General features: G+C 54.1%; 12 protein-coding genes. 10 read left to right on the forward strand and 2 right to left on the reverse strand.

Annotated features, from left to right (window positions below; genetic code table 11):
• Positions 1-8 precede the first annotated feature (8 nt).
• From ACTJI9_RS21925 to ACTJI9_RS21935, 3 genes are read left to right on the forward strand one after another with little or no spacing between them, the layout of a single operon-like run.
• Positions 9-875: a carbon-nitrogen hydrolase family protein gene (locus tag ACTJI9_RS21925; RefSeq protein ID WP_307280052.1), complete on the forward strand. Its 867-nt coding sequence runs from the start codon at positions 9-11 to the stop codon at positions 873-875.
• Complete coding sequence (locus ACTJI9_RS21930; RefSeq protein ID WP_115055428.1) at positions 872-1,285, forward strand: DUF1178 family protein; 414 nt, start codon at positions 872-874, stop codon at positions 1,283-1,285. The genes ACTJI9_RS21925 and ACTJI9_RS21930 overlap by 4 nt, the downstream gene beginning before the upstream one ends.
• A gap of 59 nt (positions 1,286-1,344) precedes the next feature.
• On the forward strand, positions 1,345-2,241 hold the full coding sequence (locus ACTJI9_RS21935) for a DMT family transporter (RefSeq protein ID WP_440810937.1): 897 nt from the start codon (positions 1,345-1,347) through the stop codon (positions 2,239-2,241).
• Between the two features lie 24 nt (positions 2,242-2,265).
• Here ACTJI9_RS21935 and ubiG read toward each other — a convergent pair whose 3' ends face one another.
• Complete coding sequence (gene ubiG / locus ACTJI9_RS21940; RefSeq protein ID WP_115055425.1) at positions 2,266-3,009, reverse strand: bifunctional 2-polyprenyl-6-hydroxyphenol methylase/3-demethylubiquinol 3-O-methyltransferase UbiG; 744 nt, start codon at positions 3,007-3,009, stop codon at positions 2,266-2,268.
• 190 nt (positions 3,010-3,199) lie between these two features.
• Between ubiG and ACTJI9_RS21945 the strand changes: the two genes are divergently transcribed.
• The 7 genes from ACTJI9_RS21945 (at position 3,200) to ACTJI9_RS21975 (ending at position 14,899) form a co-directional block, all read left to right on the forward strand.
• Positions 3,200-4,453 (forward strand): aspartate kinase, encoded by a 1,254-nt coding sequence (locus ACTJI9_RS21945; RefSeq protein WP_115055423.1) that lies wholly within the window; start codon positions 3,200-3,202, stop codon positions 4,451-4,453.
• A gap of 100 nt (positions 4,454-4,553) precedes the next feature.
• Positions 4,554-6,833 (forward strand): phosphoenolpyruvate--protein phosphotransferase, encoded by a 2,280-nt coding sequence (gene ptsP / locus ACTJI9_RS21950; RefSeq protein WP_115055421.1) that lies wholly within the window; start codon positions 4,554-4,556, stop codon positions 6,831-6,833.
• Between the two features lie 7 nt (positions 6,834-6,840).
• Positions 6,841-7,920 (forward strand): peptide chain release factor 1, encoded by a 1,080-nt coding sequence (gene prfA / locus ACTJI9_RS21955; RefSeq protein ID WP_115055570.1) that lies wholly within the window; start codon positions 6,841-6,843, stop codon positions 7,918-7,920.
• A complete protein-coding gene (gene prmC / locus ACTJI9_RS21960; protein ID WP_440810941.1) occupies positions 7,907-8,788 on the forward strand; it encodes a peptide chain release factor N(5)-glutamine methyltransferase in 882 nt (293 codons plus the stop codon). The genes prfA and prmC overlap by 14 nt, the downstream gene beginning before the upstream one ends.
• Positions 8,789-9,077: 289 nt before the next feature.
• Positions 9,078-9,923 carry a DUF4167 domain-containing protein gene (locus ACTJI9_RS21965; RefSeq protein WP_336442370.1) on the forward strand — a complete coding sequence of 282 codons (846 nt, stop codon included), beginning with the start codon at positions 9,078-9,080 and terminating at the stop codon, positions 9,921-9,923.
• 810 nt (positions 9,924-10,733) lie between these two features.
• Positions 10,734-13,346: an ATP-dependent chaperone ClpB gene (clpB, locus tag ACTJI9_RS21970; protein WP_115055799.1), complete on the forward strand. Its 2,613-nt coding sequence runs from the start codon at positions 10,734-10,736 to the stop codon at positions 13,344-13,346.
• Between the two features lie 161 nt (positions 13,347-13,507).
• Complete coding sequence (locus tag ACTJI9_RS21975; RefSeq protein ID WP_440810944.1) at positions 13,508-14,899, forward strand: L,D-transpeptidase family protein; 1,392 nt, start codon at positions 13,508-13,510, stop codon at positions 14,897-14,899.
• Positions 14,900-14,901: 2 nt separating this feature from the next.
• Here ACTJI9_RS21975 and ACTJI9_RS21980 read toward each other — a convergent pair whose 3' ends face one another.
• Positions 14,902-16,878: a M23 family metallopeptidase gene (locus ACTJI9_RS21980; RefSeq protein ID WP_307280025.1), complete on the reverse strand. Its 1,977-nt coding sequence runs from the start codon at positions 16,876-16,878 to the stop codon at positions 14,902-14,904.
• Positions 16,879-17,224: the final 346 nt, after the last annotated feature.

Below are 17,224 nucleotides of genomic sequence, written 5' to 3' on the forward strand. Positions count from 1 at the left end.
ACAGTGGAATGAGTGTATTTCGTGCTGCCGCTATCCAGATGCGCTCGGGCGTCGACCCGCAGCGCAATGCTGCTGATCTCGTTGACTATGTTGACGATGCTGTTGGCAAAGGGGCGGTCTATGTGCAAACCCCGGAAATGACCGGGGCGCTGCAGCGGGATCGCAAGGCCCTTGCCAGCGTCTTAAGGGGCGAGAGCGAGGACATAATTGTTCGCACAGCTTCCGAATTGGCGGCGCGTCACAAAATTCACCTTCATATCGGCTCGACGGCCATTGCGGTTGAGGATAGCAAAATTGCCAATCGTGCCTTCTTTTTCGGTCCGGACGGAAATATCCTGACACGCTACGATAAGATCCACATGTTCGATGTTGATCTGGATAATGGCGAGAGCTGGCGCGAATCTGCTGTCTATTCGCCTGGCAACGATACGGTGGTTCTTGATTTGCCATTTGCCAAGCTGGGTCTGGCCATTTGTTATGATGTCAGGTTCCCGCAATTGTTCCGGGCGCAGGCACTGGCTGGTGCATCGGTCATCACTGCGCCTGCGGCCTTTACCCGCCAGACGGGCGAAGCCCACTGGAATGTGCTGCAACGTGCACGCGCAATTGAAAATGGTGCATTCATGATTTCTGCTGCGCAAGGTGGCGTCCATGAAGATGGCCGCGAGACATTTGGCCATTCCATCATTGTCGCGCCCTGGGGTGAAGTTCTGGCTGAAGCGGCACATGCCGATCCTGCGATCATCATTGCTGATATTGATCCGGCATTGAGTGCGGCTGCCCGTGCCAAAGTGCCTAATTTGAAAAATGCCCGCCCGTTCGGCGTGCTTGTCGAGAATGATGGCCGGAGCGAAAGACTGGCAGACGCGTCATGATCCGTTTTTCTCTTCATTGCGACAAGGACCATGAATTTGAAGGCTGGTTCCGCAGCAATGACGACTTCGATTCTCAGGCTGAAAAAGGTCTCGTAAGCTGCCCATCATGCGGCTCGAACAAGGTCGGCAAAGCTCTAATGGCACCTTCTGTTTCGACAGGCAGGCAAAAAGAGAAAATTGCCATTGCCATGAGCGAAATGGCCAAGGAAATGAAGGAAATGGTCAAGAAGGTCCGCGAGAATGCGGATTATGTTGGCGCGGAATTTGCGGAACAGGCACGCAAAATTCATTTCGGCGAGGCCGAGGCGCGGGGCATTTATGGCGAAGCCACTCCCGAAGATGTGGAAGCCCTGCTGGAAGATGGCGTGGATGTCATGCCGCTTCCTGTCTTTCCCGAAGATCACAATTGATCTCATAGCACTAAGGTCTATGGTGCGGTGGTCGATTCTGACCGCCCGGGTGATTTTCCATGCAATTTTTGAATTCCGCGCCCTTGCTGCTGCTTTTAACAGGGGCGTTTTTGGGGCTGACTTTGCCATTCGGCAAATTGGCTTTTTCTGCCGGGATTGCGCCTTCGCTCTGGGCTTTCGTTATTTCAACCGGTGCGGGAACCGTTTTGCTGATTGCCTTCCTGCTTATGGGCAAACGCCCGCGGCTGGACGTGCATATGGTGCGCTATTACCTTATCGCCGCATTTATTTCCTATGCCGTGCCTAATGTCATGACGCTTTCGGCTATCCCGCATCTTGGGTCTGGCTATACGGGCATCATGTATACGCTTTCGCCAGTATTCACCTTAATGCTGTCGATCCTGTTCAAACTCAAACGCCCCAGCCTGCTTGGACTTTTGGGCATATTGGTTGGTTTTATCGGCGCAGTGATCGTTGGATTTACCCGCGGTCAGGTGGGCCAGCCAGCCGAACCGCTCTGGGTTATAATCGGCCTGTTGATTCCGGTTCTTCTTGCCTTGGGCAATGTTTATCGCACCATTGATTGGCCCAAAGGTGCTGACCCGACTGAATTGGCGGCAGGGAGCCATATCGTGACGGCGGTCATGCTGGTGCCAGCTATCTGGCTCATGACCGGTGGCTTTCCAGTTGCGCCGTTGGCTAATGTGCCGTGGCTGGTGCTAGCGCAAATTCTGGCCTCCACCTGCATGTTTGCACTCTACTTCCGGCTGCAAGCGGTTGGTGGCGCGGTTTATCTCAGCCAGATAGGATATGTTGGAGCGGCGGTAGCCTTACTGGCAGGAACCCTGTTTTTGGGAGAAACCTATGGGCTGACGACGTGGCTGGGGGCGGCAATTATTACAGTTGGTGTGGGCATGACCACGAAGGCGCAACTGATGGCGACAAAAGCAGGATAGACGATTGCTTAGGTCTGGCGTGGTTTAGTTTCGAACAGCCAGCACCATATAATTCACATCGGTATCGTTTGAGCGGTTCCAGCTATCGGCAAAGGGATTATAGGTCACGCCGACTTTCTCGGTTACACTCAGACCGGCTGCGACGAGTGCCGTTTCCAGCTCTTCAGGGCGCACGAGTTTTTCATATTGATGCGTGCCGCGTGGTAACCAGCGCAACACATATTCCGCGCCAAAAATTGCAAGGCCAAGGGCTTTCAATGTCCGGTTTATCGTAGCGACGAAGGTCATGCCGCCCGGTTTGACCATTTGCGAACAGGCGGACATGTACAGATCGACATCAGCCACGTGCTCGACGACCTCCATGTTGAGAACAACGTCGAATTTTTCGCCGGCTTCGGCCAGGGCTTCTGCTGTCGTCGCGCGATAGTCTATGTCCAATCCGCTTTGGGCGGCGTGAATTTTGGCAACTTCAATATTGGTTTCGCCAGCATCGGCACCGACTACCGTCGCGCCAAGCCGTGCCATCGGCTCGCACAGCAACCCGCCACCGCAACCAATATCGAGGAATCGCAGACCCTTGAATGGCTGGGGGCTGTTCGGGTCGAGATTATAGTGAGCGCAGACCTTTTCCTTGATATAGGCAAGACGGGTCGGATTGAACTTGTGCAACGGGCGGAACTTGCCTTGTGGGTTCCACCATTCCGCAGCCATGCGTGAAAAACGCTCCACTTCTGCGGCATCAATTGTACTGCGCTCTGCCTGGGCCATTGCCTTATCCTTTGCTCTTCCTATCGAGTGGCCCATTCACATAAAAAATGTCAAGGCGCAAATCGTCCCGCGTTCTTGCAGTTATGTCATAATTTGGTTATGGGAAGCCGCATTCAACTGGCGCGGAACCTGTTCATTCGACTGGTTCTCTTCCAATATAATTTCAGGCCTTTCCAGAACGGTAATTCCCATGGCTCGCATTGTGATGAAATTCGGTGGCACTTCGGTGGCCGATATCGACCGCATCCGTAATGTGGCCCGGCATGTCAAACGTGAAGTCGATGCCGGTCATGAAGTCGCAGTGGTTGTCTCGGCCATGGCGGGCAAAACCAACGAACTCGTTGCCTGGACGCGTCAGGCCTCGCCCATGCACGATGCGCGCGAGTATGATGCTATCGTTGCTTCCGGTGAGCAGGTAACGGCCGGTCTTCTCGCGGTCACTTTGCAGGCGATGGGCGTTCATGCACGCTCCTGGCAAGGCTGGCAGATACCCATCAAGACAGACAATGCGCATGGTGCTGCGCGTATTACCGATATTGACGGCTCCTTCCTGATTGAGCGCTTCGAGGAAGGTCAGGTGGCTGTTATTGCCGGATTCCAGGGTATCGGCCCGGACAATCGCATTTCTACGCTCGGACGCGGCGGCTCGGACACAAGTGCTGTCGCCATTGCAGCAGCGGTCAAGGCGGATCGGTGCGATATCTATACGGACGTCGACGGTGTTTACACCACCGATCCCCGGGTTGAGCCCAAGGCGCGCCGTCTTTCGCGCATTTCATTTGAAGAAATGCTGGAAATGGCTTCGCTTGGCGCGAAAGTCTTGCAGGTCAGGTCCGTCGAGCTTGCCATGGTGCATAAAGTGCGCACATTTGTCAGGTCCAGTTTCGAAGACCCCGATGCACCGGGCATGGGTGATCTGATCAATCCGCCCGGTACTCTTATTTGCGACGAGGAAGAAATCGTGGAACAGCAGGTTGTCACAGGAATTGCCTATGCCAAGGACGAAGCACAGATATCGCTTCGCCGCGTTGCGGATCGTCCGGGTATTTCGGCAGGTATTTTTGGCCCGCTTGCTGAGGCCCATATCAATGTCGACATGATCGTACAGAATGTGTCTGAAGACGGCACCAAGACCGATATGACATTCACCGTTCCATCCGGTGATCTTGATAAGGCGCTTGCGGTGCTGGAAAAGGTCAAAGCCGAAATCGGCTGCGATATTATCCAGTCGGAAGCTGGCATGGTCAAAGTATCGGTAATCGGCATCGGCATGCGCAGCCATGCGGGTGTTGCAGCAACGGCCTTCCGGGCGCTTGCTGACAAGGGCATTAATATCCGAGCTATCACCACATCGGAAATCAAGATTTCCATTCTAATTGACGGCCCATACGCAGAACTTGCAGTACGCACTTTGCATTCTGTCTACGGTCTGGATAAGCATTGACAGAAGAGATTCTGTTTGCCGGTATTTCTGCCGACTAAGATGATCTAAAGTTCACATTGGCAAGGTCATTCCGGCTTTGCCAATAAATGCTATGGAGCAAATGGTGCCCACGCGCGAGCAGACAACCGGCCCTCGTGTCATGCTGAAGCGGCTCCGCGAATTGATGGCGGAGGCTCTTGAGCCACAGGAGAGGCTTGACCGCATTGTTCGCGACATTGCTCAGAACATGGTCGCGGAAGTGTGCTCATTTTATGTGCTGCGTTCCGATGGCGTGCTTGAGCTTTATGCCACCGAAGGTTTGAACCCCTCGGCCGTTCATCTGGCGCAACTGCGCCTTGGTCAAGGTCTTGTTGGTACGATTGCTGCTAGTGCGCGTCCACTCAATCTTACAGATGCGCAAACCCATCCGGCATTCGCCTACCTGCCGGAAACAGGGGAAGAAATTTACAATTCATTCCTTGGTGTACCTATCCTGCGGGCAGGGCGAACCCTCGGCGTTCTCGTTGTCCAGAACAGGACTAAGCGGGTCTACCGCGAAGATGAGATTGAGGCGTTGGAAACCACGGCCATGGTGTTGGCCGAGATGGTTGCAGCGGGCAGTCTTACGCGGCTGGCGCGTCCGGGCGTAGAACTCGATATGGGCAAGCCGATGAGCTTTGCCGGCAGTGCTTTCAATGATGGTGTTGGTCTTGGGCATGTTGTGCTGCACGAGCCGCGCATTGTTGTGACCAACCTGTTCAATGAAGATATTGATGCCGAGATCGACCGGCTCGAAAGCTCGCTTGGATCATTGCGTGTTTCTATTGATGACATGCTGTCGCGCCGTGACGTGGCCTTTGAGGGCGAGCACCGCGAGGTGCTGGAAGCCTATCGCATGTTTGCCCATGATAATGGCTGGGTTCGCCGTCTTGAAGAAGCGATCCGCAACGGCTTGACCGCGGAAGCGGCAGTGGAAAAAGTGCAGAGCGACACACGTGCGCGCATGATGCATCTGACCGATCCTTATATGCGTGAGCGGTTGAGCGATTTCGATGATCTCGCCAATCGGTTGTTGCGTCAGTTGATGGGCCGTGACGTGAAGACCATGGCTGGATCGCTGGCCAAGGATGCGATCATTGTGGCGCGTTCCATGGGCGCTGCCGAGCTGCTGGATTATCCGCGCGAACGCCTGCGAGGCCTGGTGCTGGAAGATGGCGCTGCGACGAGTCACGTGGTGATCGTTGCCCGCGCTATGGGTATTCCCGTTGCCGGTCAGGTCAAGGGCGTCGTGTCCATGGCTGAAAACAATGATGCGATCATTGTCGACGGCGATGATGGCAAGGTGCATTTACGTCCGCAATCGGACGTTGAAGCGGCCTATTCCGAGAAGGTCAAGTTCCGAGCCAAGCGTCAGGCACTTTATCGCGAATTGCGCGACCGTCCTTCGGTGACCAGGGACGGTGTGCCGATCACCTTGCTGATGAATGCGGGTTTGCTGGTCGATCTGCCGCAACTCGTTGAGGCAGGCGCGGCCGGTATCGGACTTTTCCGGACGGAATTGCAATTCATGGTTGCATCAACGTTCCCGCGGGCGGAGCAGCAGGAGCGGCTTTATCGTTCCGTGCTTGAAGCTGCAGGCGACAAGCCGGTGACTTTCCGGACGCTCGATATTGGCGGCGACAAGGTACTGCCCTATTTCCGCAGCGAGACCCATGAAGAAAATCCGGCATTGGGCTGGCGGGCGATCCGCCTGACGCTTGATCGCCCGGGGCTATTGCGCACACAGGTTCGCGCCTTGTTGAAAGCTGCTGGCGGCCGCGAGCTGCGCCTCATGCTGCCAATGGTCACTGAAATCGCCGAAGTTCGCAAAGCGAGCGAGTTGATCAACCGCGAGGTGCAGCACCTTTCGCGCTTTGCTCACAATCTGCCAACCCGGGTCAAGATCGGCGCCATGGTGGAAGTGCCTTCCTTGCTGTGGCAACTTGACGAACTGATGTCGGTGGTTGATTTCGTCTCGGTTGGTTCCAACGATCTGTTCCAATTCGTCATGGCGGTTGATCGAGGCAATTCGATCATTAGCAACCGCTTCGATAATCTTTCCGTGCCATTCCTGCGCGTGCTTCGCCAGATCGTCGAAGCAGGCATCCGCAATAATACGGATGTAACGCTTTGCGGCGAAATGGCCGGAAAGCCAATTTCGGCGCTCGCACTGCTTGGCCTTGGGTTTCGCTCGATCTCAATGTCGCCTGCTTCCATCGGGCCGATCAAGGCAATGCTTGGTTCGCTTGATGTGAACGAGCTTGGGGCGCAACTCGCTGATGCCATGGATAATCATGGCGATACCGGCTCGCTGCGCCACATCCTGACCAAATTTGCAGAGCGGGCAGGCATATCACTGTGAGGCTAATCTGATGTCTATTCCGCAGGATCGCATGGATCAGCTGCTGAAGCGTTTTTCGATGATGGAAACGCAGATGGCGAGCAATCCCGATTCCGAAACATATGTGAAGCTTGCTTCGGAATATTCCGAACTGGAGCCGGTCGTATTCAAGATCCGCGATTTTCTTGCCGCCCGCAGCGAAGCGGCTGATTTGCAGGCAATGCTGGATGACGGCTCAACCGATCGCGACATGCGCGAGCTTGCCGAAGCTGAATTGCCGGAAATCGAAGAGCGCATTGAAGAGCTTGAAAAGGATATTCAGGTTCTGCTTTTGCCCAAGGATGTTGCCGATGAGCGCAACGCCATTCTCGAGATACGCGCAGGTACTGGCGGTTCGGAAGCGGCACTTTTTGGCGGCGATCTTTTCCGCATGTATGAACGCTACGCGTCGGCCAATGGCTGGCGGGTTGAGCTGATCTCGGCCAGTGACGGCGAAGCGGGCGGATACAAAGAAGTTATCGCCATGGTTTCCGGCAAGGGCGTATTCGCCAAACTGAAGTTTGAATCGGGTGTCCATCGTGTCCAGCGGGTCCCCGATACCGAAGCCAGCGGACGCATCCACACATCGGCAGCAACTGTCGCGGTGCTGCCGGAGGCTGAAGAGATCGACATTGACATTCGCCCCGATGACATCCGTATCGATACGATGCGTGCATCGGGTTCGGGCGGACAGCACGTCAATACAACCGACTCGGCCGTTCGCATCACCCATATTCCATCTGGAATTGTCGTTGTGCAGGCCGAAAAGTCGCAGCATCAAAACCGCGCCCGCGCCATGCAGGTGCTGCGCTCGCGCCTGTTCGATATGCAGCGTCAAAAAGCAGATAGCGAACGTTCCGAAGCCCGCCGCAGCCAGGTCGGTTCAGGGGATCGTTCCGAACGCATCCGCACCTATAATTTTCCGCAAGGACGGGTCACGGACCATCGGATCAATCTGACCCTTTATAAGCTGGACCGCATCATGGAAGGCGATCTGGATGAGTTGATTGGCGCGCTCATTTCCGATTACCAAACCGCTTTGCTGGCACAGATGAATGACGGCTTCTGACTACAGACACCAATTGATGAATGTTCTGCGGAGCGCGCGTGCTTCTCTCGCCGAAGCGGGAATAGAATCTGCGGAGCTTGATGCTCGTCTTTTGCTTGAATGGATTGCAGGCTGCGACAGGCTGGAAATAATCCGTAACCCGAATCGCGAGCTTGGCCAGCATGAATATGAGGCGCTTGAGGCCATGCTTGCTCGCCGAATCAAGGGTGAATCGGTGCATCGCATTATCGGCAAGCGGGCATTTTTCGGCATTGAATTGAGCCTTTCCACAGAAACGCTCGAGCCGCGTCCCGACACGGAAGCGCTTGTGGAACTGGCTTTGCCCTTTCTCCAAAACCGCATTTCCAACCATGGTGTCGCCGACATTGTTGACCTTGGAACAGGAACAGGAGCGATCGCCCTTTCGCTGCTCGATCAGTTGCCGCAATTGCGCGCCGTGGGCGTGGATATATCAGCCGGTGCCCTTGCTACCGCGCGTGAAAATGCGGTGCTTTCGAATGTTTCTTCGCGTTTTGCGGCATTGTCATCCAACTGGTTTTCGGAGCTAACTGGTTCATATGACATGATTATTTCCAATCCGCCCTATATCCGCACTAGCGATATTGCGCAGTTGCAAAGAGAAGTTGTTCTTCATGATCCGGTTCGGGCGCTGGATGGAGGTCCAGACGGGCTGGAGCCCTATCGGATCATTGCTGATCATGCCGCTGGTTACTTGCGTCCTGGTGGCGTGGTCGCACTGGAGATCGGGGCAGGGCAGCGGCAGGATATTGAGGCGATTTTTAGCGCCAGGAATTTCGTGATGAGCGGTGTGAGGCAGGATTTCGGAGGGCACGACCGCGCCCTTCTGTTCACAACAATCGAAAAATAATGAAAAAAGGCTTGGAATTTGCGGAGAAGCCCGCTAGTTTCCAGTTACCGCTCGAAACCGAACAACTCTGGTTCTGCCTATCAAGATAATTGATACGCAAATTTCCGGGGTTTGATTTCTCCCTACATTTGTTTTGGAGAAATGGTTCTTGGGGTAGCACAAAAGTTTTATGAACTTTGGATGCGATTGAAGCGCGGGGCGCGCTTCAGATCGGCACTTGAGAAGCGAAGCTTTTTGACTCGAAATGTTGAGCAAATGAGCGCCCCTGATTTTCTGAAAAGAGATAAGTATGAGGCCAGTACAGCAGAATAGGCGCATGCGCGGACGCGGTAACAACAATAACCGCAGCAAAGGTCCTAACCCACTTTCCCGTAACTATGAGAGCAACGGTCCTGACGTTAAAATTCGGGGAAATGCTCAGCACGTAGCAGAGAAATATACGACCCTTGCACGTGATGCACAAAGTGCGGGCGATCGCGTTATGGCTGAAAACTATCTTCAGCATGCAGAACACTACAATCGAATCATCATGGCTGCACAGGCCGCAGCACCCGTTCAATATCAGCGCGATGATCGCGATGATCAGGAACAGGATGACGACAATAATTACGAAGACGACGGCAACAATGTCGGCAATAACGAGCAGGAGTTCCAGGAACGTCCTGAACGTCAGGATCGTGCCGAGCGTCAGGAACGCCCTGAACGTCAAGACCGGCAGGAGCGCCAGCCGCGCCACGAACGCCAGGATCGTCCGGAACGTTCAGAACGCCGTGACCGACCCGAGCGCGTTGTGCACCAGCCGATCAATGGCAGCGGTCCTCAGCCCGTCATCGAAGGCACGCCCGCCGAGGTTGCTTATGATGATGACACTGTCAGCCAGCGTCAGCCGCAGGCCCAACCTGCTCAAAATCAGGAAGTTGAAGCTGTCGCTGCTGGTTCGGAAGAAGCTGCGGAGGCAAAGCCCGCTGTTCGCCGTTCACCGCGTGGTCGCAGACCTGCCCGTCCGCGTGAGCCACGGGTAACTGAAGGCACTGCGGAAGCGGCAAACGCTCCGGAAGCTGCGTCGGATCTTTCTCCGGCCAGTATTGTGGCTGAAGTCAAAAAGCGCCGCGCTGCGGCTGAATCTGACGTTTGATCCGATCGAGTTGAATAATGCGCCACCCGCAGGGAAACCTGCGGGTGGCGTTTTTATTTGACTGCATTTGAAGTTGGTGCGTGGTTCGACAAGCTCACCATGAGGAAGATTGGCGAACTGCACAGGTAATCTTCGGCGTTCCAGAATATAGCTCCCTGCAATCAACCCACCTTCCTCATCCTGAGCTTGTCGAAGGACGCACTTGGCTTGTGCAAATCAGGCCTTCCTAAAATAATCTCGACAAACTTATCCAACAGTTCCCGCTCTGAATTATTCTGCTCCTGTCCTTCCCGCGGGGAACAGCTTCCGGAGCCGTTCGAAGTTTGGGGAAGGATGGGCGCCTCCGATGGCGGGTTACGGACCCGTTATCCGGGGACGTTCTGTCCAAGGGTTCCCCTGCCGTTACTAGGAACGGTGCGTGCTGGACGAGCACTTTAAGGGGCGCAAGGCTAACGCATGGCATGCCGCAAATGGCATGCCTTGGGTAGCCGAGGCCTCCCAAGCGGAACGGGCAGAATGCAAAATCGCCGGACGGGCGGTCTTCGGATCGCTTAACCTACTACAAAGACGCGCTTCGATGACCGCCCGTCTTTCCCACCAAGCAATAGCCAGACGCAAAAGCGGGCGTGGCAAGGAGGGGGCATACATGCTAGATTTAAAGCGTCATAAAAGCAGAATATCCGGTCTTGTACCCCGGGGATAATATTCCCATATCAGCATCGAGCGAATGGATCTGCCTCGTTGCAGGGGATCCGTCACCAACACGCCAGGCAATGCCGAAATCGGGTTGCCGGGTAAAAGGAGACAAGAATGAACATTGAAAAATATACCGAACGGGTTCGCGGTTTCATACAGTCCGCGCAGACTTTTGCCCTCTCATCCAATAATCAGCAATTTACCCCAGAGCATCTTCTGAAAGTCTTGGTCGACGATGAAGAAGGTCTTGCTGCGTCCTTGATCGAAAGGGCCGGCGGGCGAATTGCCGATGTGCGGCTTGGGCTGCAGGCGGCCCTGGACGCTTTGCCTAAAGTAACAGGCGGTAATGGCCAGCTCTATCTTGCCCAGCCGCTGGCAAAAGTTTTTGCTACAGCCGAGGAAGTGGCGCAGAAAGCTGGTGACAGCTTTGTCACGGTAGAACGGCTGCTTACGGCCATGGCTATCGAAAAATCATCCAAGACTTCCGAAATATTGAGCCGCGCCGGCGTTACGGCTGCGGGTCTCAATGCAGTTATCAACGATATCCGCAAAGGCCGGACGGCTGATTCTGCTTCGGCGGAAAACAGCTATGATGCCTTGAAGAAATATGCACGGGATCTGACTGCCGATGCGCGGGCGGGGAAACTTGATCCTGTCATTGGCCGCGATGATGAAATTCGCCGGACAATTCAGGTCTTGTCGCGCCGCACCAAGAACAATCCGGTGCTTATCGGTGAACCTGGCGTTGGTAAAACAGCTATCGCCGAGGGACTGGCGCTGCGTATTATCAATGGTGATGTGCCTGAATCACTCAAGGACAAGCAATTGATGGCCCTCGATATGGGTTCATTGATTGCAGGTGCAAAATATCGCGGTGAATTCGAGGAGCGCCTGAAGGGTGTGCTTTCCGAAGTCACGTCTGCAAATGGCGATATCATTCTGTTTATCGATGAGATGCACACGCTTGTTGGCGCGGGCAAAAGCGAAGGTGCGATGGATGCATCGAACCTGCTGAAGCCAGCGCTTGCCCGGGGTGAACTTCATTGCGTTGGCGCCACCACGCTTGATGAATATCGCAAACATGTCGAGAAAGATGCTGCCCTTGCGCGGCGTTTCCAGCCCGTGTTTGTCGATGAGCCAACTGTTGAAGATACAATCTCGATTCTTCGCGGTTTGAAGGAAAAATACGAGCAGCATCATAAGGTGCGCATTTCCGATTCGGCGCTTGTCGCTGCTGCCACTCTTTCGAACCGTTACATCACGGACAGGTTTTTGCCGGACAAGGCCATTGATCTGATCGATGAGAGTGCTGCGCGACTCCGCATGCAGGTGGATTCCAAGCCCGAAGAGCTGGATGAAATCGATAGGCGTATCATGCAGCTGAAGATCGAACGCGAGGCTTTGAAGGTTGAGACAGACAATGCTTCCCGCGACCGTCTCGAGAGACTGGAAAAAGAACTTGTCGATCTGGAAGAGCAGTCGACCATAATTACCAATACGTGGCAGGCGGAAAAGCAGAAGCTTGGTCTGGCAGCTGATCTCAAACGTCAGCTTGATGACGCACGCAATGCATTGGCATCGGCACAGCGTAATGGTGAATTTCAAAAGGCGGGCGAGTTGGCCTATGGCACGATCCCGCAATTGGAAAAACAACTGGCTGAGTCGGAGAAGAATGACGGTTCGACCTCAATGGTTGAGGAGAACGTAACGCCGGATCATATTGCACAGGTCGTTTCCCGCTGGACCGGCATTCCGGTTGACCGGATGCTGGAAGGTGAACGCGACAAGTTGCTCCGCATGGAAGATGAACTTGCCAAACGGGTGGTTGGACAGGGCGAGGCCGTGCAAGCTGTATCCAGAGCAGTGCGCCGTGCCCGTGCCGGTTTGCAGGATCCGAACAGGCCTATCGGTTCGTTCATCTTCCTCGGACCGACAGGTGTGGGTAAAACCGAGCTGACAAAATCGCTGGCTTCGTTCCTGTTTTCCGATGAAACGGCAATGGTTCGCCTCGACATGTCGGAATATATGGAAAAGCACTCGGTGGCCCGTTTGATCGGTGCGCCTCCCGGCTATGTTGGCTATGAAGAAGGTGGAGCTCTGACTGAAGCGGTTCGTCGTCGTCCCTATCAGGTTGTTCTCTTCGATGAGATCGAAAAGGCGCATCCTGATGTGTTCAATGTGCTGCTTCAGGTTCTTGATGATGGTCGCCTGACCGATGGACAGGGTCGCACTGTCGATTTTCGCAACACGCTGATCATCATGACATCCAATCTTGGCGCGGAATATCTTGTTTCGCTGGGTGAGGACCAGGATGTTGAGGATGTGCGCGAGAATGTGATGAACGTGGTCAAAGCCTCGTTCAGGCCGGAGTTCCTCAACCGGGTGGATGAGGTGATTCTGTTCCACCGTTTGAAGCGCAAGGAAATGGGCACCATTGTTGCGATCCAGCTCCAGCGTTTGCAGTCTCTTCTCGCCGATCGAAAGATCGTTCTGAAAATCGACGACGATGCTACAAATTGGCTTGCTGATAAGGGCTATGATCCCGCTTATGGCGCACGCCCTCTCAAGCGCGTTATCCAAAAGCAGGTGCAGGATCCGCTAGCGGAGAAGATTCTTCTCGGCGAAATACTGGACGGCTCGACTGTCAAGATTACGTCTGGATCGGACCGGCTCAATTTCAAGGCTTCGAAAGCGAGTCCGGTCATTGAGGACAATGAAGCTGCGTAGGCGGCTTTCTCAAGATACAAAATGGCCGCCACATAGCGGCCATTTTCATGTCTCGTTCATCCGATAAATGCGACGATCATTCTGTTCATTAACCATAAAAACATGAAAACGCGTCATTTTATGATTAATGACAAGTTATTAGAGAAATCGGAAGCTTAGGCATGACGTTCTACCACGGTTCGTTGATGAAGATTCTGCTCGCTGCTTCAGCGGGCACCATAGGCATGGGAATGGCGGCTGCCGAACCTGGCGTGAATGCGAACAACCAGAAATCCTTTGAGGTTGCACAATTATTCGAGCCGCAAGAACGTCGTCCGCGCCGTGAAGCATTCCGATCCTATTTTGATGAATATGGCCGCCGGGTTACGGTAGATCGCCGCGGCAGGATTGTATCTGTCGAAGAGCCGCAAAACGATCAATATGGCGAAAGCCCGGATTACTTTCCCGAAGCGCCGCAAGATCCTTACGGTACAGGCGCAATTCCCAACGATCCCTATGGCGGGCAACCATCTGGCCCCTCCGAGCAGGACTATGGAAGTGTGTCCCGTGAGCCTTTGCCGCCTGCAAATGGCGAACCCGGTTTGCAGCCATCTGATCCCAATCTCATTGATCCTGATTTTCCAGCTGACGGGTTGAGCGATGCGCCTCAAGAGCAAATTCCAGCTCATCCAAATCCAGCTCCAACTGTCGAACTGCCGAAAGGGCAGGGCGCCAAGGCGAAGATTACGGCTATTCAGGTCTTGCTCGACAGAATTGGCGTCTCACCTGGCGTTATCGACGGCCATAAGGGCGGTAACGTTGATAAAGCCGTCGCCGCATTTGAAGAAATGACAGGACAGCAGTTTGATCCGCTGAATGAAGAGGGGATCAATGCTTCGCTAGAGCAAACCGGCGGTCCCGCTTTCACATCTTATACGATCTCATCGGAGGATGCCGCATACCCCTATGTCGCTTCCATTCCCGAGGACTATGCTCACAAGGCTCAGCTTGAGCGCATGGCATTTACTTCAGTGACGGAATTGCTGGCGGAACGGTTCCATATGGATGAGAATTATCTGAAAGAGATTAATCCGGGCGTTGATTTTAATACGCCTGGGGTAACGATTCAGGTTGTTAATACGGGACAGAATGCCGGTGGCGCGGTGACCAAGATCATTGCGGACAAGGGGCGCAAACAGGTGCGTGGATATAATGCCGAGGGCAAGCTGATTGTGGCTTATCCGGCGACAATCGGATCAACAGACACGCCTTCGCCTTCCGGAACAGTTCAGGTCGAGCGCATCGCACTCAATCCCAATTATACCTATAATCCAAAGCTGAACTTCAAGCAGGGCGAAAATGACAAGGTGCTGACAATTCCGCCCGGCCCCAATGGTCCGGTCGGGACGGTTTGGATCGCACTGTCGAAACCGACTTATGGCATTCATGGAACGCCGGAACCTTCCAAGATCGGCAAGACCAACAGCCATGGTTGCGTGCGTCTTACCAATTGGGACGCGACGGAACTGTCAAAGCTCGTGCAAAAAGGCGTGACGGTAGAGTTCCACGAATAGGATCAGCCGCTGGCTGCCACTTTGGTCGGCGGTGTTCCATCATCCTGAATGAGCTGGTCGATTCGTTCGCGTTCACGCTTGAACGCTACGAGCTCATCTCCGCGAAGTTCGCCGCCGCTTGGAAGGCGTATGCGCATCGGATCGACTTTCGACCCATTCACCATCACTTCATAATGCAGGTGTGGACCGGTCGAAAGACCCGTTGAACCGACATAGCCGATGACTTGTCCCTGCCGGACCTTTGAACCGGGGGTTACACCGCTCGCAATAGCGTTTTGGTGGGAATAGCTGCTTTCATAACCATTGGAATGGCGAATCAAAGTCTGATTGCCGTAACCGTTGGTCCATCCGGCCCGCTCCACCACGCCATTGCCCGACGCGATGATTGCAGTGCCGCGAGGCGCTGACCAGTCAACGCCGGTATGCATGCGCGAATAGCCGAGAATTGGATGCCGACGCATTCCAAAGGGTGACCGGAAGACGCCATTTGGAACAGGCTTGCGCAGCAGGAACTGTTTAGAGCTCTTGCCATTCTCGTCGTAATAATCCGTGGTGCCATCATCACTATGGAACCGGTAGAATTTTTTCAGATCACCGCCGAAATTGGCAGCTACATAAAGAATTTCAGACTGTTCATCGGCTTTTTCGGAGCCTGTTGGCAAAGAGAACAATGCTTCCAGCTGGTCGGTTGGCGATAGTTGAGCCTGGAAATCGACATCGGAAGCCAGCATCTTTATCAGCTGCTGGATCATCGTGTCGGTCATGCCATATGCCAGTCCTGCTCTATAGATACCATCATAGACGGTCGGCAGGTCTTCAGCGCGGCGCATGACGGGCGGGCTATCGTCGAATGCGACCTGAAGTCCCGGTGTCATCTCCGGCTCGTCAGCGGGAACATATTGCTCATTATCATTGAGAGCGATTGTGAGAATATGGGTCGAACGATTATAAACGCTGGCACGAATGATCCGGTCGGTATTGTTTTCCGACTCAACACCAAGCCGCAATACACTGCCAGCTTTCAGTCGCGTGGAATTTAGCAGCTTTGAGATTGCCCCTGCCATGCCTTCGGCGTCGCTTCCTTCATAGCCGGCATCGCTAAGCGCAGCGAGTACGTCATTGTCGCGCCGGAATGGAATCAGCTCCTCCGAATAGCCGGCGCTCACAGCGTCCTCAGCCATTCTGGGCGATACGCTTACATTTTCTTGAATAATCTTGACCGCAAGGGGGCTGCGCAAGTTGTAAGGGTCCTCATCGGAACCAAAGCGCAATGGATCCACATAATGAAGTGAGGCGACTTGAATGGCACCATCGGAAAGCAACGCGCCGGTATTCCGGACGACTTCTTCAACCTCATCAACGCTCAGATCGTCAGAAGGATCGTATTGGGCTGTTGCCAAGGGAAAGTCCAATGTTCGCAGGCTGACCTCACTCTCAACCTTGGCACCATAGATCAAGCCGGTTCGGGGGGCAGGATCGGTGTTGGCATTTGCTTCGGCAAACACATTCAGCGGATTAAATGAAGGATATCTGCGATTGGTGTTGTGAACATCTGCGAGCGCTATATGAACGAGTTCAAAAGGCATTGTACGAATAACATCGCGTTCACCCTCTTTAAACATCGTTGATACATCAAGGCGTCGGCGGTCGCGGTTTTTCTGAATAGGGGTGGTCGCCGCAACACGGGCGCCCTTAACAACATCGCTATTATTGGCGCTTGGCATTGCGTTGCGCGCCATAAGCTCAGGCGGCGTAGCCAGTTGTTCGCGCCCATCAAGAGCAGCAAAGAGCGCAACACCAATAAGCATGCTCGACGTAATGCCGGTTAAAAACGTGCCCGCAAGCCAACGCGCGGAAACCTCACGGCGATCCGGAGGGCCTCGGCGCCCGTCTGTAATCAGCGGAGGCTCATTGCCTGGATCGATCAGAGAATGCCCCTCATACTCATTCATACGATTACGTGTCGAACCTATCGCCATTTATCAGATTAAGGCTTTGCGAGATGATCAGCATACGAGCCTTGCGGCCTCGCCTTGCTATTTCATGCGGTCGCAGTTTTGCCCCCGTAAGATCGCTGTGTCAACGCGACGTGTCTTTAACTCTCATTATGTGGATAGCCACCACGCAGTGAAGGAGCGCTATTTCGCAAATCGGGCATGTTTGTGACCCCGCTGTTTATCCACAGGGCCACGCGGAGTTTGGGACACATAATTATATGCGAAAGCGAAATTCACAGGCTCTGTCATATTTTTCATAATAAGTTCAAAAACGTTGTTGACAGTTTTGTGGAGTGGGGTCTATATACCGACACAACGAGGGCGGGGC

It is taken from the genome of Phyllobacterium sp. 22552 (assembly GCF_052044585.1).
Taxonomy (GTDB): Bacteria; Pseudomonadota; Alphaproteobacteria; order Rhizobiales; family Rhizobiaceae; genus Phyllobacterium; species Phyllobacterium ifriqiyense.

Bases quoted from the DNA above. Each gene is read 5' to 3' on its own strand.
- ACTJI9_RS21925 (WP_307280052.1), top strand. From the start codon at position 9: ATGAGTGTATTTCGTGCTGCCGCTATCCAGATGCGCTCGGGCGTCGAC.
- ACTJI9_RS21930 (WP_115055428.1), top strand. From the start codon at position 872: ATGATCCGTTTTTCTCTTCATTGCGACAAGGACCATGAATTTGAAGGC.
- ACTJI9_RS21935 (WP_440810937.1), top strand. From the start codon at position 1,345: ATGCAATTTTTGAATTCCGCGCCCTTGCTGCTGCTTTTAACAGGGGCG.
- ubiG (WP_115055425.1), bottom strand. From the start codon at position 3,009: ATGGCCCAGGCAGAGCGCAGTACAATTGATGCCGCAGAAGTGGAGCGT.
- ACTJI9_RS21945 (WP_115055423.1), top strand. From the start codon at position 3,200: ATGGCTCGCATTGTGATGAAATTCGGTGGCACTTCGGTGGCCGATATC.
- ptsP (WP_115055421.1), top strand. From the start codon at position 4,554: ATGGTGCCCACGCGCGAGCAGACAACCGGCCCTCGTGTCATGCTGAAG.
- prmC (WP_440810941.1), top strand. From the start codon at position 7,907: ATGACGGCTTCTGACTACAGACACCAATTGATGAATGTTCTGCGGAGC.
- ACTJI9_RS21965 (WP_336442370.1), top strand. From the start codon at position 9,078: ATGAGGCCAGTACAGCAGAATAGGCGCATGCGCGGACGCGGTAACAAC.
- clpB (WP_115055799.1), top strand. From the start codon at position 10,734: ATGAACATTGAAAAATATACCGAACGGGTTCGCGGTTTCATACAGTCC.
- ACTJI9_RS21975 (WP_440810944.1), top strand. From the start codon at position 13,508: ATGACGTTCTACCACGGTTCGTTGATGAAGATTCTGCTCGCTGCTTCA.
- ACTJI9_RS21980 (WP_307280025.1), bottom strand. From the start codon at position 16,878: ATGGCGATAGGTTCGACACGTAATCGTATGAATGAGTATGAGGGGCAT.